20 protein-coding genes are annotated in these 23,509 nt (G+C 69.6%); 15 read left to right on the top strand and 5 right to left on the bottom strand.

Annotated elements, in window-relative coordinates:
- Positions 1-55: 55 nt before the first annotated feature.
- The 3 genes from SPR02S_RS15510 (at position 56) to SPR02S_RS15500 (ending at position 4,440) form a co-directional block, all read left to right on the top strand.
- A complete protein-coding gene (locus SPR02S_RS15510) occupies positions 56-1,165 on the top strand; it encodes an NAD(P)H-dependent flavin oxidoreductase (protein ID WP_019057892.1) in 1,110 nt (369 codons plus the stop codon).
- A gap of 71 nt (positions 1,166-1,236) precedes the next feature.
- Positions 1,237-2,787, top strand: coding sequence for an acyl-CoA synthetase (locus tag SPR02S_RS15505; RefSeq protein ID WP_026150561.1), 1,551 nt, complete (start codon positions 1,237-1,239; stop codon positions 2,785-2,787).
- A gap of 156 nt (positions 2,788-2,943) precedes the next feature.
- A complete protein-coding gene (locus SPR02S_RS15500; protein WP_019057890.1) occupies positions 2,944-4,440 on the top strand; it encodes an acyl-CoA synthetase in 1,497 nt (498 codons plus the stop codon).
- A gap of 18 nt (positions 4,441-4,458) precedes the next feature.
- Here the strand turns inward: SPR02S_RS15500 and SPR02S_RS15495 are convergent, their stop codons facing one another.
- Positions 4,459-4,848 carry a MerR family transcriptional regulator gene (locus SPR02S_RS15495; protein WP_019057889.1) on the bottom strand — a complete coding sequence of 130 codons (390 nt, stop codon included), beginning with the start codon at positions 4,846-4,848 and terminating at the stop codon, positions 4,459-4,461.
- Positions 4,849-4,933: 85 nt separating this feature from the next.
- Between SPR02S_RS15495 and SPR02S_RS15490 the strand changes: the two genes are divergently transcribed.
- Entirely contained in the window at positions 4,934-5,719 is a 786-nt protein-coding gene (locus SPR02S_RS15490; RefSeq protein WP_019057888.1) for an amidohydrolase family protein, read from the top strand.
- Positions 5,720-5,759: 40 nt separating this feature from the next.
- On the opposite strand, the gene paaK is transcribed toward SPR02S_RS15490, so the two are convergent.
- The gene (gene paaK, locus SPR02S_RS15485) at positions 5,760-7,058 is read right to left on the bottom strand and encodes a phenylacetate--CoA ligase PaaK (protein ID WP_019057887.1); all 1,299 of its coding nucleotides are present in this window, start codon (positions 7,056-7,058) and stop codon (positions 5,760-5,762) included.
- A 181-nt stretch (positions 7,059-7,239) separates the two neighbouring features.
- Here paaK and SPR02S_RS15480 point away from each other — a divergent pair, with 181 nt between their 5' ends.
- Positions 7,240-7,965 (top strand): alpha/beta fold hydrolase, encoded by a 726-nt coding sequence (locus SPR02S_RS15480; protein WP_043258298.1) that lies wholly within the window; start codon positions 7,240-7,242, stop codon positions 7,963-7,965.
- 3 nt (positions 7,966-7,968) lie between these two features.
- Here the strand turns inward: SPR02S_RS15480 and SPR02S_RS15475 are convergent, their stop codons facing one another.
- Together SPR02S_RS15475 and SPR02S_RS15470 are read right to left on the bottom strand one after the other, a co-directional pair.
- Positions 7,969-9,921, bottom strand: coding sequence for a hypothetical protein (locus SPR02S_RS15475; protein WP_063746256.1), 1,953 nt, complete (start codon positions 9,919-9,921; stop codon positions 7,969-7,971).
- Between the two features lie 284 nt (positions 9,922-10,205).
- Positions 10,206-11,825 (bottom strand): acyl-CoA synthetase, encoded by a 1,620-nt coding sequence (locus SPR02S_RS15470; protein WP_019057884.1) that lies wholly within the window; start codon positions 11,823-11,825, stop codon positions 10,206-10,208.
- Between the two features lie 167 nt (positions 11,826-11,992).
- On the opposite strand from SPR02S_RS15470, the gene SPR02S_RS15465 reads away from it, so the two are divergent.
- The 5 genes from SPR02S_RS15465 to SPR02S_RS15445 all read left to right on the top strand — a co-directional run bounded on the left by SPR02S_RS15465 (position 11,993) and on the right by SPR02S_RS15445 (position 16,409).
- Positions 11,993-12,793, top strand: a complete 801-nt coding sequence (locus SPR02S_RS15465) for a crotonase/enoyl-CoA hydratase family protein (RefSeq protein WP_026150560.1) — start codon at positions 11,993-11,995, stop codon at positions 12,791-12,793.
- 113 nt (positions 12,794-12,906) lie between these two features.
- The gene (locus tag SPR02S_RS15460; RefSeq protein ID WP_026150559.1) at positions 12,907-13,857 is read left to right on the top strand and encodes a Zn-ribbon domain-containing OB-fold protein; all 951 of its coding nucleotides are present in this window, start codon (positions 12,907-12,909) and stop codon (positions 13,855-13,857) included.
- Positions 13,857-14,921, top strand: a complete 1,065-nt coding sequence (locus tag SPR02S_RS15455) for a thiolase family protein (RefSeq protein WP_019057881.1) — start codon at positions 13,857-13,859, stop codon at positions 14,919-14,921. The genes SPR02S_RS15460 and SPR02S_RS15455 overlap by 1 nt, the downstream gene beginning before the upstream one ends.
- Positions 14,918-16,084 (top strand): thiolase family protein, encoded by a 1,167-nt coding sequence (locus SPR02S_RS15450; RefSeq protein ID WP_019057880.1) that lies wholly within the window; start codon positions 14,918-14,920, stop codon positions 16,082-16,084. The genes SPR02S_RS15455 and SPR02S_RS15450 overlap by 4 nt, the downstream gene beginning before the upstream one ends.
- Before the next feature lie 82 nt (positions 16,085-16,166).
- Positions 16,167-16,409 (top strand): DUF397 domain-containing protein, encoded by a 243-nt coding sequence (locus tag SPR02S_RS15445; RefSeq protein WP_019057879.1) that lies wholly within the window; start codon positions 16,167-16,169, stop codon positions 16,407-16,409.
- A gap of 61 nt (positions 16,410-16,470) precedes the next feature.
- On the opposite strand, the gene SPR02S_RS15440 is transcribed toward SPR02S_RS15445, so the two are convergent.
- The gene (locus SPR02S_RS15440; RefSeq protein WP_019057878.1) at positions 16,471-17,433 is read right to left on the bottom strand and encodes an oxidoreductase; all 963 of its coding nucleotides are present in this window, start codon (positions 17,431-17,433) and stop codon (positions 16,471-16,473) included.
- 140 nt (positions 17,434-17,573) lie between these two features.
- Between SPR02S_RS15440 and SPR02S_RS15435 the strand changes: the two genes are divergently transcribed.
- The 5 genes from SPR02S_RS15435 to SPR02S_RS15410 all read left to right on the top strand — a co-directional run bounded on the left by SPR02S_RS15435 (position 17,574) and on the right by SPR02S_RS15410 (position 23,503).
- On the top strand, positions 17,574-18,176 hold the full coding sequence (locus SPR02S_RS15435; protein ID WP_019057877.1) for a TetR/AcrR family transcriptional regulator: 603 nt from the start codon (positions 17,574-17,576) through the stop codon (positions 18,174-18,176).
- A 33-nt stretch (positions 18,177-18,209) separates the two neighbouring features.
- Entirely contained in the window at positions 18,210-18,524 is a 315-nt protein-coding gene (locus SPR02S_RS58950; protein ID WP_019057876.1) for a PPOX class F420-dependent oxidoreductase, read from the top strand.
- Positions 18,525-18,729: 205 nt separating this feature from the next.
- Positions 18,730-19,629, top strand: a complete 900-nt coding sequence (locus tag SPR02S_RS15420) for a universal stress protein (protein ID WP_019057874.1) — start codon at positions 18,730-18,732, stop codon at positions 19,627-19,629.
- 326 nt (positions 19,630-19,955) lie between these two features.
- Positions 19,956-22,853: an ATP-binding protein gene (locus SPR02S_RS15415; protein WP_026150558.1), complete on the top strand. Its 2,898-nt coding sequence runs from the start codon at positions 19,956-19,958 to the stop codon at positions 22,851-22,853.
- 152 nt (positions 22,854-23,005) lie between these two features.
- Positions 23,006-23,503: a hypothetical protein gene (locus tag SPR02S_RS15410; RefSeq protein WP_026150557.1), complete on the top strand. Its 498-nt coding sequence runs from the start codon at positions 23,006-23,008 to the stop codon at positions 23,501-23,503.
- The last annotated feature ends 6 nt before the right edge of the window (positions 23,504-23,509 follow it).

Raw genomic sequence — 23,509 nt, 5'->3', positions numbered from 1 at the left:
ACGGAGCATCAGAAAAGGCCTTCCGTCGTCCGGAGGAGTGCGGCATTCTGCGCCCATGCAGACGGAGTTGAGCAAGAAACTGGGAATCGAGCACGCCATCTTCGGCTTCACGCCGTTCCCCGCCGTCGCCGCGGCCATCAGCCGGGCCGGCGGCTTCGGAGTGCTCGGCGCGGTCCGCTACACCGCCCCGGACGATCTGAAGCACGACCTCGACTGGCTGGAGGCCCACGTCGAGGGGATGCCCTACGGCCTGGACGTCGTCATGCCCGCGAAGAAGGTGGAAGGCGTCACCGAGGCCGAGGTCGAGGCGATGATCCCGGAAGGGCACCGGCAGTTCGTCACCGAGACCCTGGCCAAGTACGGCGTGCCCGAACTCGCCGAGGGCGAGGTGTCCGGCTGGCGCATCACCGGGTGGATGGAACAGGTCGCCCGCAACCAGCTCGACGTCGCCTTCGACTACCCGATCAAACTGCTCGCCAACGCCCTCGGCTCCCCGCCCGCCGACGTCGTCGCCCGCGCCCATGACCACAACGTGCTCGTCGCCGCGCTCGCGGGCAGTGCCCGGCACGCCCGCAAGCACGCGGAGGGCGGCATCGACATCGTGGTGGCCCAGGGCTACGAGGCGGGCGGCCACACCGGCGAGATCGCCTCCATGGTGCTCACGCCCGAGGTCGTCGAGGCCGTGGACCCGTTGCCGGTGCTCGCCGCGGGCGGTATCGGCAGCGGACAGCAGGTGGCCGCCGCGCTCAGTCTCGGCGCCCAAGGTGTGTGGCTGGGCTCTATATGGCTGACCACCACAGAAGCCGATATGCACTCACCCGCCCTGACCCGCAAACTGCTCGCCGCCGGGTCCGGCGACACCGTCCGCTCCCGCGCCCTGACCGGGAAACCGGCCCGCCAACTGCGCACCGAGTGGACCGACGCCTGGGACGACAGGGACGGCCCGGGCACCCTCCCGATGCCTCTGCAGGGACTGCTGGTCGCCGAGGCCGTCTCGCGCATCCAGAAGTACGAGATCGACCCGCTGCTCGGTACCCCGGTCGGTCAGATCGTCGGCCGCATGAACAGCGAACGCAGTGTCCAGGCCGTCTTCGACGACCTAACCCGCGGCTTCGAGCACGCCGTCGACCGCGTCAACCGCATCGCCGGAAGGAGCGGCCAGTGAGCACCCAGGGTGAGACCACACAGGGCGGGAGCACACAGGGCGGGAGCACACGTGGGGCGGCCACACAGGGTGTGAGCACACCGCCCGCCGGCTTCTGGGCCCAGGCTGCTCAGGACCCCGACCGTGAGGTCCTCGTCGCTCCCGACGGCGAGGTGTGGACGGCGGGCCGACTGCACGCCGCCGCCAACCAGCTCGTCCACGGTCTGCGCGCCGCCGGACTCGAACGCGGCGACGCCTTCGCGGTCGTCCTCCCCAACGGCGTCGAGTTCTTCACGGCCCATCTGGCCGCCACCCAGGCCGGGTTCTACCTCGTCCCCGTCAACCACCACTTCGTCGCACCCGAGATCGCCTGGATCGTCGCCGACTCAGGCGCCAAGGTCCTCATCGCGCACGAGCGGTTCGCCGAATCCGCCCGGCAGGCCGCCGACGAGGCAGGCCTGCCCGCCACCCACCGGTACGCGGTCGGCACGGTCGAGGGCTTCCGGCCGTACGCCGAACTCCTCGACGGACAACCGGAGTCGGCGCCCACGGACCGCACGCTCGGCTGGGTCATGAACTACACCTCTGGCACCACCGGCCGCCCCCGAGGCATCCGCCGCCCCTTGCCGGGCAGGCCGCCCGAGTCGGCGTACCTCGGCGGATTCCTCGGCATCTTCGGCATCAAGCCGTTCGACGACAACGTCCACCTCGTCTGCTCACCGCTCTACCACACGGCCGTCCTCCAGTTCGCGGGCGCGAGCCTGCACATAGGGCACCGCCTGGTCCTGATGGACAAGTGGACCCCCGAGGAGATGCTCCGCCTCATCGACCGCGAGAAGTGCACCCACACCCATATGGTCCCGACCCAGTTCCACCGCCTCCTCGCCCTCCCCGAGGACATACGGGCGCGCTACGACGTCTCGTCCATGCGGCACGCCATCCACGGCGCCGCTCCGTGCCCCGACCATGTGAAGCGGGCGATGATCGACTGGTGGGGCCAGAGCGTGGAGGAGTACTACGCGGCCAGCGAGGGCGGCGGTGCCTTCGCGACCGCCGAGGACTGGCTGAAGAAGCCCGGCACGGTCGGCAAGGCCTGGCCGATCAGCGAACTCGCGGTCTTCGACGACGACGGCAACCGGCTCCCGCCCCGTGAACTCGGCACCGTGTACATGAAGATGAGCACCGGCGGCTTCGCCTACCACAAGGACGAGGCCAAGACGAAGAAGAACCGCATCGGCGACTTCTTCACCGTCGGCGACCTCGGCATTCTCGACGAGGACGGCTATCTCTTCCTCCGCGACCGCAAGATCGACATGATCATCTCGGGCGGCGTCAACATCTACCCGGCCGAGATCGAGTCCGCGCTCCTGGCCCACCCGGCCGTCGCCGACGCCGCGGCCTTCGGCATCCCGCACGACGAGTGGGGCGAGGAGGTCAAGGCCGTCGTCGAACCGTCCCCCGGCCACGAGCCAGGACCGGCCCTCGCCACCGCCCTCCTCGACCACTGCGCCGAGCAACTCGCCGGCTACAAACGGCCCAAGAGCATCGACTTCATCACCGAGATGCCCCGCGACCCCAACGGCAAGCTGTACAAGCGGCGGCTGCGCGATCCGTACTGGGAGGGGCGGACACGGCCTGTGTGAGTGCGGCACATGTGGGTGGCGCGGGCACTTGATGGGGGAAGGTGTGGTCTCGGCCCATGTGGTTTCGGTCCATGTGGGGCGGGCCCACCCGACCACCCCGACCGCTCCGACCAGCCCGCTTGACCTGCCCGGGCGGCGGCCCGAGGATCATGTGTCATGACGCCCGGACACGGCAGCACGGTTGACGGGGTACTGCGACGCAGTGCCCGGCGCACTCCCGCACGTGTGGCGGTGGACTACGGCGAGCGCTCCTGGACGTACGAGGAACTCGACGACGCCGTCTCCCGCGCGGCGAGCGTGCTCCTCGACCAGGGCCTCGCGCCGGGCGACCGGGTCGGCTCCTACGGCCACAACTCCGACGCCTATCTGATCGGCTTCCTGGCCTGCGCCCGCGCGGGCCTCGTGCACGTACCGGTCAACCAGAACCTCACCGGCGACGACCTCGCGTACATCGTCGGCCAGTCCGGCAGCACGCTGGTGCTCACCGACCCCGACCTCGCCGGTCAACTCCCCGACGAAGTACGGACGTTGCCGCTGCGAAACGCGGACGGCTCGCTGCTTGACCGGCTCGCGTCGGCGACGCCGTACGACGGGCCCGAGCCGCGCACCGACGACCTGGTGCAGCTGCTCTACACCTCGGGCACGACCGCGCTGCCCAAGGGCGCGATGATGACTCACCGGGCCCTGGTGCACGAGTACTTGAGCGCGATCACCGCTCTGGACCTGAGCGCGGGGGACCGGCCGGTGCACTCGCTGCCGCTGTACCACTCGGCGCAGCTGCATGTGTTCCTGCTGCCGTACCTGGCGGTCGGGGCGACGAACATCATCCTCGACGCACCCGACGGCGACCGGCTCTTCGACCTGATCGAGGCCGGGCGAGCGGACAGCCTGTTCGCCCCGCCCACGGTCTGGATCGGCCTGGCGAACCGCCCCGACTTCGGGACCCGCGACCTGAGCGGCCTGCGCAAGGCGTACTACGGCGCGTCGATCATGCCGGTGCCCGTGCTGGAGCGGCTGCGTGAGCGGCTTCCCAAGCTGGCCTTCTACAACTGCTTCGGGCAGAGCGAGATCGGCCCGCTGGCCACCGTCCTGGGCCCCGACGAGCACAAGGGCCGGCTGGACTCCTGCGGCCGTCCGGTTCTCTTCGTGGACGCGCGCGTGGTCGACGAGGACGGCAAGGACGTTCCCGACGGCACCTCCGGCGAAATCGTCTACCGTTCACCGCAGTTGTGCGAGGGCTACTGGGACAAGCCCGAGGAGACCGCCGCGGCCTTCCGTGACGGCTGGTTCCACTCCGGAGACCTGGCGGTACGGGACGCCCACGGCTTCTTCACCGTCGTCGACCGGGTGAAGGACGTCATCAACTCCGGTGGCGTACTGGTCGCTTCACGCCAGGTCGAGGACGTGCTCTACACCCATGAGGGCGTCGCCGAGGTCGCCGTGATCGGCCTCCCCGACGACCGCTGGATCGAGGCCGTCACGGCGATTGTCGTCCCGCGCGGCGAGGTCACCGAGGCCCAACTCATCGACCACGCCCGGGAGAAGCTCCCTCACTTCAAGGCGCCGAAGCGGGTCGAGTTCGTGGACGAGCTGCCGCGGAACGCCAGCGGGAAGATCCTCAAGCGGGAGTTGCGGGAGCGGTTCGGCGACTGAGGGCCGTCTGTCGAGCTGTCAACCGGGAGCCGGAGCCGTACGCGCTTCCGTGACGGCGATGGTGTCGCTCAACACCTCACGGGCTGCGGCGAGTTCGGCGGCCCGGCGGTCCAGGGCGCTCAACTGGGCGCGCAGCGCGTCGAGTACACCCGGGCACGGCTGTACTGCGGCCTCGTCCGTGGTGCACGGCAGTACCTGCCGGATGACCCGGGTGGGCAGCCCGGCCGCGAGCAGTGCGCGGATACGGAGTACGGCGGCGGTGTCCGAATCGGCGTACGTCCTATAGCCGTTGGGCAGCCGCTCGGGTCGTAGCAGCCCCGCCCGTTCGTAGTGGCGCAGCAGCCGTTCGTTGGTGCCCGTCCGCTCGGCCAGCTCCCCGATCAGCACCGGCTCGCGCTCCTCTCCCACTTGACCTTCCAACGGTGTCAGGGCTCAACACTGGCCTCCGCCACCGGCATTCCGCCGGGCGGTCGGCACGCTCAGGGAGAGACACGTGATTCTCGACGCCCACAGCCATGTCCACGACCCGCTCGACGCGCATCTGTCGGCGCTCGACGTCGCGGGTGTGGACCGCACGGTGCTGTTCCCCACTCGCGCGCACCCGGAACGGGCCACCGACCTGGACTCCCTCCGCAGCGAAATGGGCGTGCTGGAACGGGCGTTGGCCGGCGGTACCGGCGACGACGGATTCGCCCTGGCGATGCGGGAGTTGGACGAGGCACTCGCCGCACACCCCGACCGCTTCCTCGGCTTCGGCTCCGTCCCCCTCGGCCGTCCCGAGGCCGAGACCGCGGCCCGGGTGGAGCGGGAGGTGATCGGTCGCGGGCTGTACGGCATCGGGGAACTCACCCCGCCCCCGAACCAGGCGACCCTGGTCGAGCCGGTGCTCCGGGCGGCCGACGACCACGCCGGACTACCGGTCGTCGTCCACGGCTTCGCGCCCACCACCGCGGCAGACCTGCGCACCCTCGCCCAACTGGCCGCCCGTTACCCGAAAGTGCCGCTGGTGATCAGCCAACTGGCCGGACCGCACTGGATGTCGGCCATCGAACTGGCCCGCGCCATCCCCAACCTCCACCTCGAACTCTCCACCGCGAACATCGTCTTCGCCGTCCGCCTGGCCATCCATGAACTTCCCACCCGCACCCTCTTCGGCTCGGACGCTCCCTACGGGGACCCGGTCGTGGCACGTACGACGGTGGAACGGGTCACTTCGCCGGGCGAGGTGCGTGACCGGGTGCTGGGCGGGAATCTGGCCGAACTGCTGGGGCTGGGGTAACTGCGCGTATCGGGTGGGGCTTTCGGCTGGGGGAGTTGCCTCAGGGCGTCCGCAGGTCCACGATCCGCCGGATCTTGCCCACGCTCCGCTCCAGTGTCTCGGGTTCCACGATCTCGACCGCGACGGAGACACCGATGCCGTCCTTCACGGCCGTGGTGATGGCGCGGGCCGCCGCGTCCCGGGTCTCGGGGGTGGCGTCGGCGCGGGCCTCGGCCCGCACGGTGAGGGCGTCCAGGCGGCCCTCGCGGGTGAGTTGGAGCTGGAAGTGGGGTGCGACGCCCGGTGTGCGCAGGACGATCTCCTCGATCTGGGTGGGGAACAGGTTCACCCCGCGCAGGATCACCATGTCGTCGCTGCGGCCGGTGACCTTCTCCATGCGCCGGAAGGCAGGTCGGGCGGTGCCGGGAAGGAGGCGGGTCAGGTCTCTGGTGCGGTAACGGATCACCGGCATGGCTTCCTTGGTGAGCGAGGTGAACACCAACTCGCCCTTCTCGCCCTCGGGCAGGACTTCACCGGTGATCGGGTCGACGACCTCCGGGAAGAAGTGGTCCTCCCAGATGTGCAGCCCGTCCTTCGTCTCCACACACTCCTGCGAGACACCGGGACCGATCACCTCCGACAGCCCGTAGATGTCGACCGCGTCGATCGCGAACCGCTCCTCGATCTCCCGCCGCATCTGCTCGGTCCAGGGCTCCGCCCCGAAGATGCCGACCCGCAAGGAGGTGCCGCGCGGGTCGATGCCCTGGCGCTCGAACTCGTCGAGGAGCGTGAGCATGTAGGACGGGGTGACCATGATGATCTCGGGCTTGAAGTCCTGGATGATCTGCACCTGGCGTGCCGTCATACCGCCGGACGCGGGGATGACGGTACAGCCCAGTCTCTCGGCACCATAGTGGGCGCCCAGACCACCGGTGAACAGCCCATAGCCGTACGCCACATGCACCTTGTCCCCAGGCCGTCCGCCCGCCGCGCGGATGGAACGGGCCACCACGTCCGCCCACATGGAAAGGTCGTTCTCTGTATAGCCGACCACTATGGGGTGTCCGGTGGTGCCGCTCGACGCGTGGATACGGCGGACACGGTCCTCGGGGACGGCGAACATGCCGTACGGGTAGTTGTCGCGCAGGTCCACCTTGGTGGTGAACGGGAAAAGAGCGAGGTCGGAGAGCGCGCGGCAGTCGTCCGGGTGGATTCCGGCCGAGTCGAAGGACCGACGGTAGAAGGGCACGTTCGCGTAGGCGTGCCGGAGGGAGGCGCGTAGCCGCTCCAACTGCAGTGTCCTGAGTGCGTGTTGGTCGAGCTGTTCCCCCGAGTCGAGCAGCTCCGCCGCGTCGGCCATGGGCGCACCCCTCCATCAATCGTGTCATTTCAGGCGACCGATCATTCGGTCGACGTGTGTGGGATCAGTAATCCAGTCAACTGACCGCTGGGGCAAGAGGTTTGCCCGCACTTTCTCGGAGCGTCTCTGCCCTCGGCAGAGCAGGCGGATGACCCGGCGGCGCACCGGCTACGTTCCTGGCATGGACACCGAGATTCGCACCGTCAAGGCGAACGGCATCACGCTCGCCTACCGCGTCTGGGGCCCTGAAGAGGCGCCGCCCGTCCTTCTGCTCCACTGCCGGGGCGCCGACGGCACCGACTGGACGCCCATCGCCGAACAGCTCGCCACCGGCCCCGTCCCGCACCGCGTGTACGCCCCCGACCTACGCGGCCACGGGGCCAGCGACTGGCCCGGCACCGAGCCGGGAGCCACGGCGGACGCCTACGCCTACGAGGCGATGCGCGACGACATCCGCGCCCTCCTCGCCGCCCTCGGCATCGAACGCGCCGATGTCGTCGGACACTCCCTCGGCGGCATGGTCGCGTATCTGCTCGCGCAGGAGGCCCCCGAGGTCGTACGGAGGCTGGTCCTGGAGGATGTGCCCGCGCCGATTCCCTTCGATCCGCCGCGGTCGCCCACCGAACGCCCGGCGGGGGAGCCGCCGTTCGACTGGGCCATGATCGAGGCCTCCGACGCGCAGGCCGACGACCCCAACCCCATGTGGTGGGACCACATGGGGCGGATCACCATGCCCACGCTGGTCATTGCAGGTGGCCCCACCAGCGGGGTTCCTCAGGAGTGGGTCACGGTCCTGGCCGAGCGCGTTCCCGGTGCCCGTGTGGTCACCGTCGACGCGGGGCATCTGGTGCACGAGGCCAGGCCGGAGGAGTTCCTCGCGGTGCTCGAACCGTTCCTCAAAGGGTGAGGCTCACTTCGCGTAGGCCGTCATGAAGCGGTCCCGGAACTTGTCCATGCCCAGCACCGGTGCGCTGTCGGCGGGCTTGAGCCCGTCCGTCCAGCCCCAGCTGGAGATCTTGTCCAGCACCTTCGGGTCGTGGGCGACGATCGTGATCGGCACGTCCCGGTCGGCGGTGCCACCGGTGACCGTCGGGACGGGCTGGTGGTCGCCGAGGAAGACGAGGACGGTGTTCTTGTTGCCGTAGCGCTGGACCCACTGGGTCAGGCTGTCCACGGAGTACTGGATGGCCTTGCGGTACTCGGTCCGAACCCGCTTCGCGCTCTTCCAGACCTCCGTCGGGTTCGTGCCCTCCTTCTTGATCTGGTTGAAGATCGTGCCGTCGCCGAGCTGGTTCCAGGGGATGGTGTGGGCGATGGGCGACCAGGGGTTGTGGCTGGAGGCCAGGATGATCTCCGCCATGATCGGGTCGCGGTTCTTCTTGCCGTACTCCAGCTTCTCGAAGGACTCCAGGCTGAACTGGTCCGGCACCGGCGTCCAGCTGAAGTACGGGCCGTTGTAGCCGAGATGGGTGGAGTCGTAGATGTTGTCGAGGCCGAAGTACTTGCCCTCGGGCCAGGACTTGCGCACACCGGGGACGATGCCGACCGTGCGCCAGGCGCCGGTCTTCTGGAAGTAGCTGGTGAGGGTCGCGCGGGTGCTGGTGGTCACGGTCCGGTAGCGCTGCTGGTTCTTGATCCACAGGCCGGACAGGAACGTCGAGTGCGCGAGCCAGCTGCCGGCGCCCGTCACCGGCGACCTGAGCCAGGCGCTGCGCGACGAGAAGCCGGCCGCCTTGAGCCGGGCGTCGCCAGCCGTGAGCGTCTTGTCCATCTCCGGCGCCATCGTCGGGTCGTCGAGCGCCACCCGGCCGTAGCTCTCGATGAAGGTGAACAGCACGTCCTTGCCGCGCAGGCCGGTCAGCAACTGGTTGGGCGGGGTCTTCGCGAAGGCGTCGACGGTGAGCTGCTTCTTGAAGACGTCGGCGTCACCGAGGCCGTCGCGGACGTACTTCACGCGGTTGCTGAGGAACTGGCTGTAGCCCTTGGTGGCGAGGGTGACTCCGCCGACCTGCACGCTCAGGGTGAAGCACATGATCCACGCGACACCGAGGACAAGTGTGGTGCGTACGGCCGTGGGGCGATGCCTGGCCATCACGTCCGCCAGCCGCACCATCGCGAACGCGCTGCCCGCGAGCACGGCGAGCAGCAGGACGATCACTCCGATGATCGCGAGCACCTCGCCCGAGCGACCGAACGAGTCCTTCGTCCAGTCCGCCGCGTCGTTCAACAGGACCCAGTCGAAGACCAGGTCGAACGGCCGCGCCAAGGTCTCGTAGAAGCCCATGTCGAGGCACTTCAGGACGGCGGACAGCCCGACGAACGCACCCAGTACGACGGCGGTGATCCGCCGGGCCCGCGACGGCAGCGCGAGCAACACGACCGCGAGGACGATCAGTTCCACGGGCAGCCGGAGGAACGACTGGAACGTCATCCGGTCGAGCCGGTCGGGCACGACCATCGCGACGAGCAGCAGCGCACCGGCCAGCACGCTTGTGCCCACCCCTACGGCACGTGCGGTACGGGGGTAACGGTGGCGCCAGCCGAACCAGCCTGCGCGGAGGGGGAATTGGGAGGATCGCTCGGTGGGGTCGGTGGGCTCTGCGACCTCGCTGGGCTCTACGGGCTCTGCAGACTCCGCGTCCTCGGCGGACTGCGCGGGTTCAGCGGGCTCGTCGGACCCTGCGGGTGCGGCGGATTCGGAAGGCTCGCCGGGCTCAGCCGACTCGGGAGCTTCGGCCGATCCGTCCGCGTCGGACGGTCGATCCGCGCCGGCAGAGCCAGCCGCGTTGGTCGCATCGGCTGCGTCGGCTGATTCCGGCGGCTCGTTCGCGTCGGCGGATTCCCGTGCCTCGGTCGCGTCCACTGGGCCGTGGCCCTCGGTCGTGTTCGCTGTGTCGCGTGGCTCGGGTGGGTCCTGTGGTTCGGGTGGTGTGGCGGCCTCCGTCGCCGCTGTCGGGTCGGTCTCCCCAGAGGCCTTCTGATCCGGCAGTGGGTGAGAGCGAGTGAAGAGCGGCACCCGAACGTCCTTCCGTGCTGAGCCCGGTGACGGCACAGCGGACCTGGCCCGGGCCACCAGATTCGTCACCATCGGTACGGCCGCACGCTACCGTCAGTTCAATCGGGCCCGCGCGTTGACCCACTGTTGACTCACTGATCTGCGGCGACCGCCACCTCCCGCGCCCACCGGTAGTCCGCCTTGCCGCTCGGCGACCGCTGGATGGACTCCGTGAACACCAGCTGGCGCGGGATCTTGTACCCGGCGAGGTGAGTGCGGCAGTGCGTCTGGATCTCGTCCAGCGACGGCCGCACCGCATCCGCCCGCAGCTGTACGACGGCGGCCACATGGTTGCCCCACCGTACGTCCGGCACCCCGGCCACCAGCGCGTCGTAGACGTCCGGATGCGACTTGAGCGCCTGCTCGACCTCCTCCGGATACACCTTCTCCCCACCGGTGTTGATGCACTGCGAGCCACGGCCGAGGACCGTGACGACGCCCTCCTCGTCCACGGTCGCCATGTCTCCGAGCAGGACCCACCGCCGGCCGTCCTTCTCGAAGAAGGTCTCGGCGGTTTTCCTCGGGTCGTTGTAGTAGCCGAGCGGTACGTGACCGCACTGCGCGACCCGGCCGATCTCACCGACGGCGACCGGGGCGTACGTGGCCGGATCGACCACCTGGGTACGGGAGTTGACGCGGATCCGGAAGGACTGTCCGGCTCCCGAGTCGGCCGTGGCGGTGCCGTTGAAGCCGGACTCGGACGAGCCGTAGTTGTTCAGCAGCATGGTGTTCGGGAGCAGTTCCTGGAACTGCCTGCGCACCGTCTCCGACATGATCGCGCCGGACGACGAGACGCTGAACATCGATGAGCAATCGGTGCCCTTCATCGGCCCGTTGAGGGCGTCGATCAACGGGCGCAGCATCGCGTCGCCGACCAGGGACATGCTGGTGACCTTCTCCCTCTCGATGGTCCGCAGCACCTCATCCGGCACGAACTTGCGGTGGATCACGATGCGTTGGCCGAAGTTGAAGCCGATGAACGCCGTGAGCGTGGACGTGCCGTGCATCAGCGGAGGAGCGGGGAAGAACGTGATCCCGGCCCCGCCGGCCGCGACCCGCTCGGCCAACTCCTCGGGTTTCCGCACCGGTTCACCGGTCGGCGCACCACCGCCGAGTCCCGAGAAGAACAGGTCCTCCTGGCGCCACATCACACCCTTGGGCATCCCGGTCGTACCGCCGGTGTAGATGATGAACTGGTCGTCCGCCGACCGCGCCGGAAACCCGCGCTCGGGAGACCCGGTGGCCTCCGCGTCCGTGAAGGCCACGGCGGGTACGTCCGCTCCGTCAGCCTGCGGTGCTCCCACTCGTACCAGGTGCCGCAGTTGCTCCGCACGCGGCAGCGCGGCCGCCACCCGCTCGGTGAACTCCGTGTCGAAGACCAGCGCCACGAGGTCGGCGTCCCGGTAGAGGTACACCAACTCCTCTTCGACGTAGCGGTAGTTGACGTTGACCGGAACGACCCGTGCCTTGAGGCAGCCCAGCACCGTCTGCAAGTACTCGACGCCGTTGTAGAGATAGAGCCCGAGGTGCTCACCCGGGCGTATCCCGGTGTCGATCAGATGATGGGCGATGCGGTTCGCGGCCGAATCCAACTCCGCGTAGGTCAGGCGGCGTTCCGCGCCCGTGCCCGGGTGGTCGATGTACACGAGCGCCTCGCGGTCCGGGACCACGTCGACGACCGACTCGAACAGGTCGGCAATGTTGTACTCCACCACTCCTCCTGACGTCGGTTCGCCGGTCATCAGAGCAAAGGGCGCGACAACTGTGAAGGGTCCGCGCAGAAGAAATCTGACTGAGTGTCAGAAACCCCTTGTACTGGCAGGGCGCCTCCTGCAACCTGTTCTCGTTCCGGAGGCGGTGCGGCGACGGGAGGACGGCAATGGGCGGTACGGAACACCTGACCGTGCGGCGCGAAGGCGCCACGCTGGTGCTCACGCTCAACAGGCCCGAGGCCAAGAACGCGTTCTCGTTGCCGATGCTGGTCGGGCTGTACGACGGCTGGGTCGAGGCCGACGCGGACGACGCGATCCGGTCGATCGTGCTGACCGGGGCGGGGGGTGCGTTCTGCGCGGGGATGGATCTCAAGGCACTGGCCGGCAAGGGCATGGAGGGGCAGCAGTACCGGGATCGGCTCACGGCTGACCCGGATCTGCACTGGAAGGCGATGCTGCGGCACCATCGGCCTCGGAAGCCGGTGATCGCCGCCGTCGAGGGGTACTGCGTGGCCGGCGGTACGGAGATCTTGCAGGGCACCGATATTCGGGTTGCAGGGGAGTCGGCGACCTTTGGGTTGTTCGAGGTGAAGCGTGGGTTGTTCCCGATCGGGGGGTCGACTGTGCGGCTTCAGCGGCAGATTCCGCGTACGCATGCGCTGGAGATGTTGCTGACCGGGCGTCCGTACAGCGCGCGGGAGGCGGCGGATGTTGGTCTGGTCGGACATGTCGTCCCCGACGGGGCTGCCCTCGCCAAGGCGCTGGAGATTGCCGAACTCGTCAATGGGTGTGGGCCGTTGGCGGTTGAGGCGGTTAAGGCGTCGGTGTATGAGAGCGCCGAGATGACTGAGACGGAGGGGCTCGCCGCTGAACTCAAGAGGGGGTGGCCGATCTTTGACACCGCCGATGCGAAGGAGGGGGCTCGTGCCTTTGCGGAGAAGCGGGCGCCTGTTTATAAGCGGGCGTAGGTGTTGTGCTGGTTGGTCCCTTTTTGTCTGTGGGTTTGTTGTGGCTGGTCGCGCAGTTCCCCGCGCCCCTAGGTGGGGGCGCTCGGCCCCAACTGTTCAGTTAGGAGAAAACCGTGCCCGAAGTACTTAAAGCCCCCCTCGTTCTCGAATTTCCCTTTACCCGCTCCCTTGGGCCCGTCCAGAGCGCGTTCCTCACCGGCCTCCGCGAACGCGTCGTCCTCGGGGTGAAGACCGGTGATGGGCGGACCCTTGTCCCTCCCGTCGAATACGACCCCGTCACCGCCGAGGAGATCCGTGATCTCGTTGAGGTCGGGGCCACCGGTACGGTCACCACCTGGGCCTGGAACCATGAACCCCGGCGCGGTCAGCCGCTCGACACGCCCTTCGCGTGGGTTCTGGTTCGGCTCGACGGTGCTGATACAGCTCTGCTGCATGCCCTCGACGCCCCCGGACCCGATGCCGTGCGCACCGGTATGCGCGTGCGCGTTCGCTGGGCCGAGGAACGTACCGGCGCCATCACCGACATCGCCTGCTTCGAGCCGTACGAAAGCGAAGGCCAAGAGGGGCATCAACCCTCCGCCCACAGTGGCGAGTTCCAGGACATGGTCACCGGCATCGTGGCCCCCGCGCGCCTCGACTACGTCTACTCGCCCGGCCGTGCCCAGACCGACTACATCCACGCGCTCTCCGAACAGCGCACCGTCGGCGAGCGCTGCCCCTCCTGTCGCAAGGTGTACGTCCCGCCGAGGGGTGCGTGTCCCACATGTGGTGTGGCCACAGCGGAACATGTCGAAGTGGGGCCGCGCGGCACAGTCACCACGTACTGCATCGTCAACATCAAGGCGAAGAACCTCGACATAGAGGTGCCGTACGTCTACGCGCACATCGCCCTCGACGGTGCCGACCTCGCGTTGCACGGGCGCATCGGCGGGATGCCGTATGACCAGGTGCGGATGGGGCTGCGCGTCGAGGCGGTGTGGAGTGAGGGCGGCCGTTATCCGGACCACTACCGGCCGACCGGCGAGCCCGACGCGGACTACGACGTCTACAAGGAGCTGCTGTGATGCAAGGAGCCGCTGCGATACGGGAGATCGCCGTCGTCGCCTTCGCGCAGACCGACCACCGGCGGACCACCGACGAGCTCTCCGAGGTGGAGATGCTGATGCCGGTCCTGCACGGCGTCCTCGAACAGACCGGCCTGAAGACCGCCGACATCGACTTCACCTGTTCCGGCTCCAGCGACTACCTCGCCGGCCGCGCCTTCTCCTTCACCCTCGCCCTCGACGGCGTCGGTGCCTGGCCGCCGATCTCCGAGTCGCACGTCGAGATGGACGGCGCCTGGGCGCTCTACGAGGCGTGGACCAAGCTGCTTACCGGCGACGCCGACACCGCGCTCGTCTACTCGTACGGCAAGTCGTCCCCGGGTTCGGTGCGCGACGTCCTGACCCGACAGCTCGACCCCTACTACGTGGCTCCCCTCTGGCCGGACTCCGTTGCGCTCGCCGCCCTCCAGGCCCAGGCCCTGATCGACGCGGGCGACACCGACGAGCCCGCGCTCGCCGCCGTCGCGGCCCGCAGCCGGACCGACGCGAGCGCCAACTCCCATGCGCAGGTGCGGGGTTCGGTGCCGCAGGGCGACTATGTCGTACGGCCGCTGCGCACCGGCGACTGTCCGCCGGTCGGTGACGGTGCCGCCGCCGTGATCCTCGCGGCCGGGGACCGGGCCCGCGAGCTGTGCGAACGGCCCGCCTGGATCAGCGGGATCGACCATCGGATCGAGGCGCACGGGCTGGGTGTACGGGAGTTGACCGACTCGCCGTCCACGCGGCTCGCTGCCGAGAAGGCCGGTGCGTTCGAACGGCCCGTCGACACCGCCGAGTTGCACGCGCCGTTCACCGCGCAGGAGGTCGTCCTGCGGAAGGCGCTGAGGCTTGGTGACGATGTGCGCGTCAACCCGTCCGGGGGTGCCCTCGCCGCCAATCCCGTCATGGCCGCCGGGCTGATTCGCATCGGCGAGGCCGCCGCTCGCATCCACCGGGGCGAGTCCGACCGGGCGCTCGCCCACGCCACCTCCGGCCCCTGTCTGCAACAGAACCTGGTCGCCGTACTCGAAGGGGATCCGCGATGAGCAAGGAGCCCGTGGCCGTCGTAGGGATCGGCCAGACCAAGCATGTCGCCGCGCGGCGGGACGTGTCGATCGCGGGGCTGGTGCGGGAGGCGGCTCAACGGGCGCTGGACGACGCCGAGTTGACGTGGGCCGACATCGACGCCGTGGTCATCGGGAAGGCGCCGGACTTCTTCGAGGGCGTCATGATGCCCGAGCTGTATCTCGCCGACGCGCTGGGCGCCGTAGGGAAGCCGATGCTGCGGGTGCACACCGCCGGGTCGGTGGGCGGGTCGACCGCGCTCGTCGCGGCGAATCTTGTCGCGGCTCGTGTGCATGGCACGGTTCTGACGCTTGCCTTCGAGAAGCAGTCCGAGTCGAACGCGATGTGGGGACTGTCTCTGCCGATTCCCTTTCAGCAGCCGCTACTTGCCGGCGCGGGCGGGTTCTTCGCGCCGCATGTGCGTGCCTATATGCGGCGCACCGGGGCGCCCGACACCGTCGGCTCGCTGGTGGCGTACAAGGACCGGCGCAACGCGCTGAAGAACCCGTACGCGCATCTCCACGAGCACGACATCACGCTGGAGAAGGTCCAGGCCTCGCCGATGCTGTGGGACCCGATCCGGTACTCGGAGACCTGCCCCTCCTCGGACGGTGCCTGCGCGATGGTGCTCACCGACCGGGCGGGAGCGGCTCGCGCACCACGTCCGGCGGCCTGGATGCATGGGGGCGCCATGCGTAGCGAACCCACACTGTTCGCCGGAAAGGACTGTGTGTCGCCACAGGCCGGCAAGGACTGCGCGGCCGATGTGTACCGGCAGGCCGGGATCGCCGATCCGCGCCGGGACATCGACGCCGTGGAGATGTATGTGCCGTTCTCCTGGTACGAGCCCATGTGGCTGGAGAACCTCGGATTCGCCGAGGAGGGGGAGGGGTGGAAGCTCACCGAATCGGGGGTGACCGAGCTGGACGGCGACCTTCCCGTGAACATGTCAGGGGGTGTGCTTTCCACCAATCCGATCGGTGCCTCGGGCATGATCCGCTTCGCGGAGGCCGCCCTTCAGGTGCGCGGCCAGGCCGGAGAACACCAGGTGGAGGGCGCTCGACGGGTTCTCGGGCACGCCTATGGCGGCGGATCGCAGTTCTTCTCGATGTGGCTTGTGGGCAGCGAACCACCCGCCTCCTGAAAGGTCCCCCTCACGTGGCCTGTTGGCATCAGAAACCGATCGCTAGGCTGGCCGCGGACGACGAATCGGGAGGAGCACGGACGTGGCCGAGAGCACCATCCAGCAGCACCCGCTTGCGGGCTGGGACAAGCCGGAGCTGGACCTCAGTGACGCCGATTGGCACTCAGGCAGCCGTGGACTGGGGGATGTCCAGATCGCTTTTGTCGAGGGATTCATCGCGATGCGCAACAGTGGCCGCCCGGAAAGCCCTTCCTTGATCTTCACGCCCGCGGAATGGGGCGCGTTCGTGTCGGGGGCGCGGGAAGGGGAGTTCGACCTCACCTGAAGGTGGAGGTTCCCCAGCGAATCATCGCGGGAAGTGCGCACACTCATCGTCAGCCCGGCCTTTACTCGTGAGAGTGGCGGCCGGGCTGCGTGCCTGATGGAAACTCGATGCCGGTCATCTCCTGGGAGAGCGCCCACAGGCGGCGTTGCAGCTCCGTGTCGTACGACTGCGGGCAGGAGCGGACCACCTTGGGGTACCCCTTGCTCTGCTGGAATCCGCGTGGGCCGTAGTACTCACCGCCCCGTACGCCCGGGTCGGTCGCGGCGCGCAGCACGGGCAGTGCTCCCCTTTCGGGGGACTGGAGGAGCAGCGGTCGGATCGCCGCGAAGGCCGCGCGGGTGAGGGCGGAGGAGTGCGACATCGCGCTCCGGGAGCCGGTGGTGTCGGCGCCGCCGGGATGCGCGGCGACGGCCAGCGGCCCGCCGGCGGGCAGTCTGCGGTCGAGCTCGTAGGTGAACAGCAGGTTGGCCAGCTTGGAGTGCCCGTACGAGGCGGTCCGGTCGTACGGGCGCCTGCGCCAGTCGAGGTCATCGAGATCGATCGGGCCGCCCATGCGGTGGCCCGCGCTGCTGACCGTGACGACGCGGGACGCGGGCGGCAGCAGGTCCAACAGCAGCCCGGTCAGGGCGAAGTGACCCAGGTGGTTGGTCCCGAACTGGAGTTTGTAGCCGTCCGAGGTCGTCCGATGCGGGGTGTACATCACGCCGACGTTGTTGATCAGCAGGTCGATCCGGGCGTAGGCATCTCTTAGTCCGCCGGCCGTGTCCCGGACCGAGGCGAGCGAACTCAGGTCGAGGCGCTGGACGTGCACCCGCGCGGTCGGCGCGACGAGAGTGATCTCCTCCGCCGCGCATTTGCCCTTGTTGGTGTCCCGTACCGCCAGGACCACTTCTGCCCCGCGCAGGGCGAGGGCCTTGGCCGTCTCGAATCCGATGCCGGTGTTGGCACCCGTGATCACGGCGGTGCGGCCGTGCTGGTCGGGGATGTCCTGGGCTGTCCAGTGCGCGGGGTTCGATCCGGTCATCGGTTCCTCCAGAAGTCGTACGGGGACTAGGCGGTCGCGAGAGGGGCAATCGTGGCCTGCCGGCCTGCCCATTCGGTTGCTCGCTCGTCGTCGAAGGTGAATGACGTTCACCTATGGTTAATAGTGTTAACCTTGTCGGCATGGCAGTCAAACGGCGTCCCACCGGCACTCATCACGGAGATCTGCGCAACGCGCTGGAGGAGGCGGCCCTCGCCCTGGTCGGCGAGCGCGGCCCGCACGGGTTCACCCTCGCCGAGGCGTGCCGGAGAGCCGGGGTGAGCGTGTCGGCCCCCTACAAGCACTTCAGCGACCGGGAGGCGCTGCTGGCCTCGCTGGCTCTGAAGGGCTACGAGGAGCAGCGCCGCCGCTACCGCATCGCGCTGGCCGCGCACTCGGACCCGGTCGAGCAGCTGGCGGCCTTCGCCACCGCCTATGTACGGTTCGCCGCCGAGGAGCGCGCCCTCTTCGACATCACCTTCCTGGCGGGCCTCGACAAGAGCCGGCACCCCGAACTGGCCACGGCGGGAAGTGCCCTGCACGACGACCTGATGCCCGTCACCGGCCGCCTCGCCCCCGACCCGGACGAGGCGTTCGAACTGCTCGTCCAGGTCGCTGCGGCAGCCCATGGTCTGGCCCTGTTCCAGCAGCAGGACATGCTGCCCGGCCGCTGGAACACCCGGGCCTCCGTCGAGGAGCAGGCCGCGCGCACGGCCCGTGCCCTCGCCGGCGGGAAAACCCGCTAGCCCCCGGAACACCCGCTGGCCCTGGAGACCCGCATGACCACCCCGCGCAGCGACTTCGACCAGGCTCTCGACCGCATCGGCAGGGGCGGGCACGTCAGCCTCACCACCTTCCGCCGCAACGGTCAGGCCGTCCCCACCCCCGTCGGCGGTCTCGTAGAGGACGACACCCTCTACGTCCTGACACCGCCGGAGACCGGGAAGGTCAAGCGGATCCGCAACAACTCTCAAGTGACCATCGCGGCGTGCGACATGAAGGGCACCGTCCCTGCCGGCGTACCCGCGGTGCGGGCGACCGCCAGGCTCCTGGATCCTGCGGAGACCGCCCGCGTCCAGGAGTTGATGAGGTGACGCTTCTTCATGTACCGCCTGGTGCGCCTCCTCGACCGGGCCCTGGGCCGCGAACGCCGACTCGTCGCCATCGCCGTCACCGTCGTGGAAGGGTGTCCCGCCTGATTTTCCGGACACGCGACCTTGAGAACCCTTCCGGGGCCGACGCCTGAGCCAGGCTGGCAGCGGAGGGGGAAGGTCCCGTTACTCCGGAGGAGAGGAACCCATGAGCACCCTGCCGGTCATCGCGGCGGTCGACGGTTCGGACGACAGCCTGCGGGCCCTGGACTGGGCCCTCGATGCGGCCCGTGGACGCGGGGCGCCGTTGCGGGTCGTCCATGTGTGGCAGTACGCCGCCGCCTGGACCCCGCCCGGTGTCCTGGTCGCCGGGCCGCCGGACCCGGACGAGGTGCTCGACCAGGTCCGTACGTATGTCGAAGGGCAGGCCGACCGGCCGGTCGTGGAGTACCTCGGGCTCCAGGGCGCTCCGGGTGCCGTACTGCCCGAACTCGGTTCCAGCGCACAGCTGTTGGTGCTCGGCTCCCGAGGTCGCGGTGGCTTCGCCAGCCTGCTGCTCGGCTCCAACGGCATGGCCGCCGCCCGTGACGCCGACTGCCCGGTCGTCGTCGTGCCTCGGCCCGGGCGTGAGGTGCACGATGCGCCTCCGGCCGATCCCGGACCCCGAGTGGTCGTCGGCCTGCACGTGGACAGCCCCGACGAGATCACCCTCTCCTTCGCCTTCGCCGAGGCGGCCCTGCGTGGAGCCCGCCTCCAGGTCGTCGCCGCCTACCCATGGCCGCCGCAGGCCTGGGCGTCCCCCGGCGAACTCGTCCCGCCCGCCATCGACCAGGACGACATCGAGAACGAGACCCGCACCCTCACCGAGTCCCTCCTCGCCCCGCATCGCGAACGCCACCCCGACGTCCGCACCGAGCCGTACGTAGCCCCGGGTGACGCGGCCGGTCACCTCGTCGCCGCTTCCAAGGACGCCGAGTTGGTCGTCGTGGGCCGCCATCGCCGCCGCCTGCTGTCCCCGGCCCGTCTGATCGGCTCGGTCACCCAGGCGGTCCTGCTGCACGCGGCGAGTCCGGCGGCGGTGGTGCCGCCGACGGCGTTGGAGGAGTGAGGTCCGTACCGTCGGTCTGCTGTCGGTACCGGCCGTCGAGACCATCAGCGCGTGCGGCTCGCGCGCACCGGCCTCCAGCGTCCCCGCCAGCCACTCCATGAACAATTCGGAACGGGGTGTCCGGCGCCACCAAGGGGTCCAAGAACGGCAGTTCACCCGCGAAACCCTCGTCGCCCGGCGTCACGCACGACACAGGAAAACCGGCCGGTACGCCTTCGCCGACTACCGGGTCGCACGACCCTCGGGAAGCGTACGTTGAGGTCCCTGTAGCTCACGGTGCGCGTTCGCTCCCCGCGCGGACACACCACCGTGGCAGGGGGTATGGGATGGGACGGCGGAGCGCACGCAGCAGAAGGACACTCTTCGAACGGGAGAGTGAACTCGCCGCTGTGGACGAGGCGTTGGGCGAACTCACCGGCTTACGCACGGGCGGGGCCGAACCGGGGGACCGGCCGCGCGGTGCCCTGCTCGCCTTCGCGGGACGGGCCGGCATCGGCAAGACCACCCTCCTCACCGAAGTGCGCCGCCGGGCCGCCGCCCAGGGCTGCACGGTGCTCTCCGCGCGCGGCGGCGACCAGGAACAACGCGTCGCCTTCCACGTCGCCCGACAGCTGCTGCAACCGCAGTTCGCCGGTTCGGCCGACGCCGATCTCCGTACCGCGCTGGGGAGTTGGTACGACATCGTCGGCCCCGCCCTCGGCCTGTGCGCCCCCACCGAAGGCTCCCCGCCCGACCAGCAGGGTCTGCGTGACGGCCTCGACTGGGTGCTCACCCACCTCGCGGTCAACCGTGCCCCGATGGTCCTCGTCCTCGACGACGCGCACTGGGCCGACCCCGAATCCCTGGGCTGGCTGGCCGCGTTCGCGCCGCGCGCCGAGCAACTCCCGCTGCTGGTCGTCGTCGCGTACCGCCCCGACGAACTCCCCGACCACGCCGAGTCGTTCAGGGGACTGCCCGGCCGGGCCGGCGGACGCCCCCTCGATCTGGAACCGCTCAGCGTCGCGGCCGTAGCCGACCTGGTGCGCGAGACGCTCGGCGCGCACGCCGACGACGCGTTCTGCCACGAGTGCTGGGCCGTCACCGCAGGGAACCCGTTCGAGACCGTCGAACTCGCCGCCAAGATCCACGACCGCGGCCTGAGCCCCACCGAGGCCGGGGCCCACCAACTGCGCGACCTCGCCGCCGCCGTCAAGGGCAGCGGCCTCACCACCCGCCTCGAACGCCTCGGCACCTCGACCGTCCGCTTCGCCTGGGCCTGCGCCGTCCTCGGCACCGAACCCCATCCGATGCTCGCCGCCGCCGTCGCCGGACTCGGTCACGAGGAGGCCGCCGACGCAGTCGACGCACTGCGCGGCGCCCGCATCCTCACCGGCACACTCACCGCCGTGGGCACCCTCGAATTCGTCCACCCGCTCATCGCCACCGCCGTCTACCGGGCCATCCCCGCCGGCGTCCGCGTGGCCCTGCACGGCCAGGCAGCCTGGTCTGTCATCAACGAGGGCCAGGGTCCCTCCGCCGCCGCCCGCCACCTCATGGAGACCCACCCCGACGGCGACAACTGGGTGGTCCAGCAACTCCGCGCGGCAGCCGGCGAGACCCTGCGCGCGGGCGCCCCCGACACGGCCCGCAGCTACCTCGCCCGCGCCCTGCGCGAACCCCCGCCCTTCGACGACCGGGCCGCCGTCCTGTACGAACTGGGCAGCGCCTCCCTCCTCACCGAACCGGCGACCACCGTCAACCACCTTCGGGCCGCCCTCGAAGAGCCGATCAGCGACGCAGGCCTGCGGCAGAACATCGTCTACCGCCTCTCCCAGGTACTCGCCCACAGCGACCGCCTCGCCGAGGCCTCCGACACCCTCGCCCGCGAGATCCGCGTCACCGACGACGCCCGGGTCAAACTCCGCATGCTCTCCGAGCAGTTCATGTGGGACGCCTTCCGCGCCGACGAACCCGACCACCCCTCGCGCTCCCGCCGCCTCACCAAACTCGCCGACCGCCTCAAGGGCCGCGACCTCACCGAGCGGTACATCATCGGCCTGCGCACCTGGGACGCCGTACTCCGTGGTGAACCCGCACATGTGGCCCTCCACCATGCCGAACGCGCATTGAGTGGTGGCCTCGGCTGGGCCGAGGCCGACCGCGGCTTCGAGGTGCCGGTACTGGTCGCCCTCACCTTCATGTACTGCGACCGACCGGGCCGCGCGGAGGAACTCTTCGCCACCGGCATCGCCGACTTCGAACAACAGGGCTGGCGTGGCGCGCACCTGTCCTTCGGCTACACCTTCCTCGGCTACCTCCGCTACCGGCGCGGCCGCCTCGCCGAGGCCGAGGACTTCGCCCGCGCGGGCCTGCGCCTCGCCGAACGCGTCGGACCCGGCACCCCCGTCTACTGGTACGGCACCGGCATCCTCATCGAGGTCCTGCTGGCCCGCGGCCGGGTCGCGGAGGCCACCCGACTCGCCGAGGACCACGCCTTCGCGGAGCCCTTCCCGGCCGCCGTCGTCTTCCCGGACGCCCAGACCGTCTACGGCGAACTGCTCCTGGCCCGCGGTCTCGCCAAGGAGGCCGCCGCCGAACTGGCCTCCGCGGGCCGCCGCCTGGACCCGCGCGGCATCCGCAACCCCGCGTGGTGCCCCTGGCAGCTCCACCTCGCCCGCGCCGAGAGTCACGACACCCCCGAGCGCGCGGTCGCCACCGCGCACGAAGCGGTCGCCCGCGCTCGCCAGTTCGGCACCCCGTCCGCCATCGGCCAGGCTCTGCGCATCGCCGCCGAGGTCTCCTCAGGCTCGGCCCGCGCCAAACTCCTCGAAGAGTCCGTCACCCACCTCGAACGCTCCCCGGCCGCCTATGAGTTGGCCTGCGCCCTGGTCGCCCTCGGCACCGAACTCCGCCGAGCAGGCAGGTCCAGGGAAGCCGCCGACCACCTCTACCGAGGCCTGGACGCAGCCGTCCAATGCGGCGCCGACGGCCTGGCCGACACAGCCCGCGCCGAACTGGCAGCAGCAGGCCTACGCCCCCGCCGCCTCCACAGCACCGAAACAGACACCCTCACGACCCGTGAGCGCGCTGCGGCGACCCTGGCCGCCCACGGCCACACGGACGCCGAGATAGCCGTAGAGCTTCAGACAGACGAACAAACGGCGGTACGCCTGCTGTCAGCGGCCTACCGAAAACTGGGCACGGACCGCACGGGCCTGGAAACGGCACTGATTAAACCTACGTAAGGCCGAACCCCCCCCAGGGGCGCGGGGCTGTGTCAATTTGCGGCTCCGCCGCGCGGGCGCGCCCAGCCCCCACGAACCGGCACCCGACAACGATCCGCACCCGGCACATGACCACGGCTCCACCGCCGGACGGCACCCCGTACCATTGCGACATGTCGTTCCTCCGCCGCCGCAGCGCCACCCCCGCCGGCCCCGAATTCGATGTGCTGGCCATGGACCCGGGCGACTGGCCCGGTAACCTCGGCGCGGGCCTGCTGCCCGCTCCCGACGGCAGCTGCCAGGGTGTCTTCCTGCGCTACGACCTCTTCGGCGGCCGCGGCCCCGCGATGGTCATCGGCAACCTCCCGGAGGGCTCCCCGGCCCGCGACGTCGCCGAGGACGAGATCCCGTTCGAGGTCGCGCAACTGCTCCTCGCGCTGGAGAACGACGAGGAGGTGACCGTCGTGGGCGTCGAGGACATGCCGGTGATGCAGGGCGACAACCTGCTGATCGTGCGCCGACTCAAGCTCTCGGAGAGCCGGATCTCCTGCGTCCAGTTCGACCGCAGCGACAACGTCCTGGTCACCATCGCCGCCTGGGACCGCCCCATCACGGACGACCTCTACGCCCTGCTGAAACCGCTCCCGGCGGAACTGTTCCAGCAGGGCTGAGGCGAC

It is taken from the genome of Streptomyces prunicolor NBRC 13075, from assembly GCF_000367365.1.
Classification (GTDB): Bacteria; Actinomycetota; Actinomycetes; order Streptomycetales; family Streptomycetaceae; genus Streptomyces; species Streptomyces prunicolor.
The sequence above is the reverse complement of the archived record's forward strand: the minus strand, read 5'-3'. Positions and strand labels throughout refer to the sequence as shown.

Bases quoted from the DNA above. Each gene is read 5' to 3' on its own strand.
- SPR02S_RS15510 (WP_019057892.1), top strand. From the start codon at position 56: ATGCAGACGGAGTTGAGCAAGAAACTGGGAATCGAGCACGCCATCTTC.
- SPR02S_RS15500 (WP_019057890.1), top strand. From the start codon at position 2,944: ATGACGCCCGGACACGGCAGCACGGTTGACGGGGTACTGCGACGCAGT.
- paaK (WP_019057887.1), bottom strand. From the start codon at position 7,058: ATGGCCGACGCGGCGGAGCTGCTCGACTCGGGGGAACAGCTCGACCAA.
- SPR02S_RS15480 (WP_043258298.1), top strand. From the start codon at position 7,240: ATGGACACCGAGATTCGCACCGTCAAGGCGAACGGCATCACGCTCGCC.
- SPR02S_RS15465 (WP_026150560.1), top strand. From the start codon at position 11,993: ATGGGCGGTACGGAACACCTGACCGTGCGGCGCGAAGGCGCCACGCTG.
- SPR02S_RS15455 (WP_019057881.1), top strand. From the start codon at position 13,857: ATGCAAGGAGCCGCTGCGATACGGGAGATCGCCGTCGTCGCCTTCGCG.
- SPR02S_RS15450 (WP_019057880.1), top strand. From the start codon at position 14,918: ATGAGCAAGGAGCCCGTGGCCGTCGTAGGGATCGGCCAGACCAAGCAT.
- SPR02S_RS15440 (WP_019057878.1), bottom strand. From the start codon at position 17,433: ATGACCGGATCGAACCCCGCGCACTGGACAGCCCAGGACATCCCCGAC.
- SPR02S_RS15435 (WP_019057877.1), top strand. From the start codon at position 17,574: ATGGCAGTCAAACGGCGTCCCACCGGCACTCATCACGGAGATCTGCGC.
- SPR02S_RS58950 (WP_019057876.1), top strand. From the start codon at position 18,210: ATGACCACCCCGCGCAGCGACTTCGACCAGGCTCTCGACCGCATCGGC.
- SPR02S_RS15420 (WP_019057874.1), top strand. From the start codon at position 18,730: ATGAGCACCCTGCCGGTCATCGCGGCGGTCGACGGTTCGGACGACAGC.
- SPR02S_RS15415 (WP_026150558.1), top strand. From the start codon at position 19,956: ATGGGACGGCGGAGCGCACGCAGCAGAAGGACACTCTTCGAACGGGAG.
- SPR02S_RS15410 (WP_026150557.1), top strand. From the start codon at position 23,006: ATGTCGTTCCTCCGCCGCCGCAGCGCCACCCCCGCCGGCCCCGAATTC.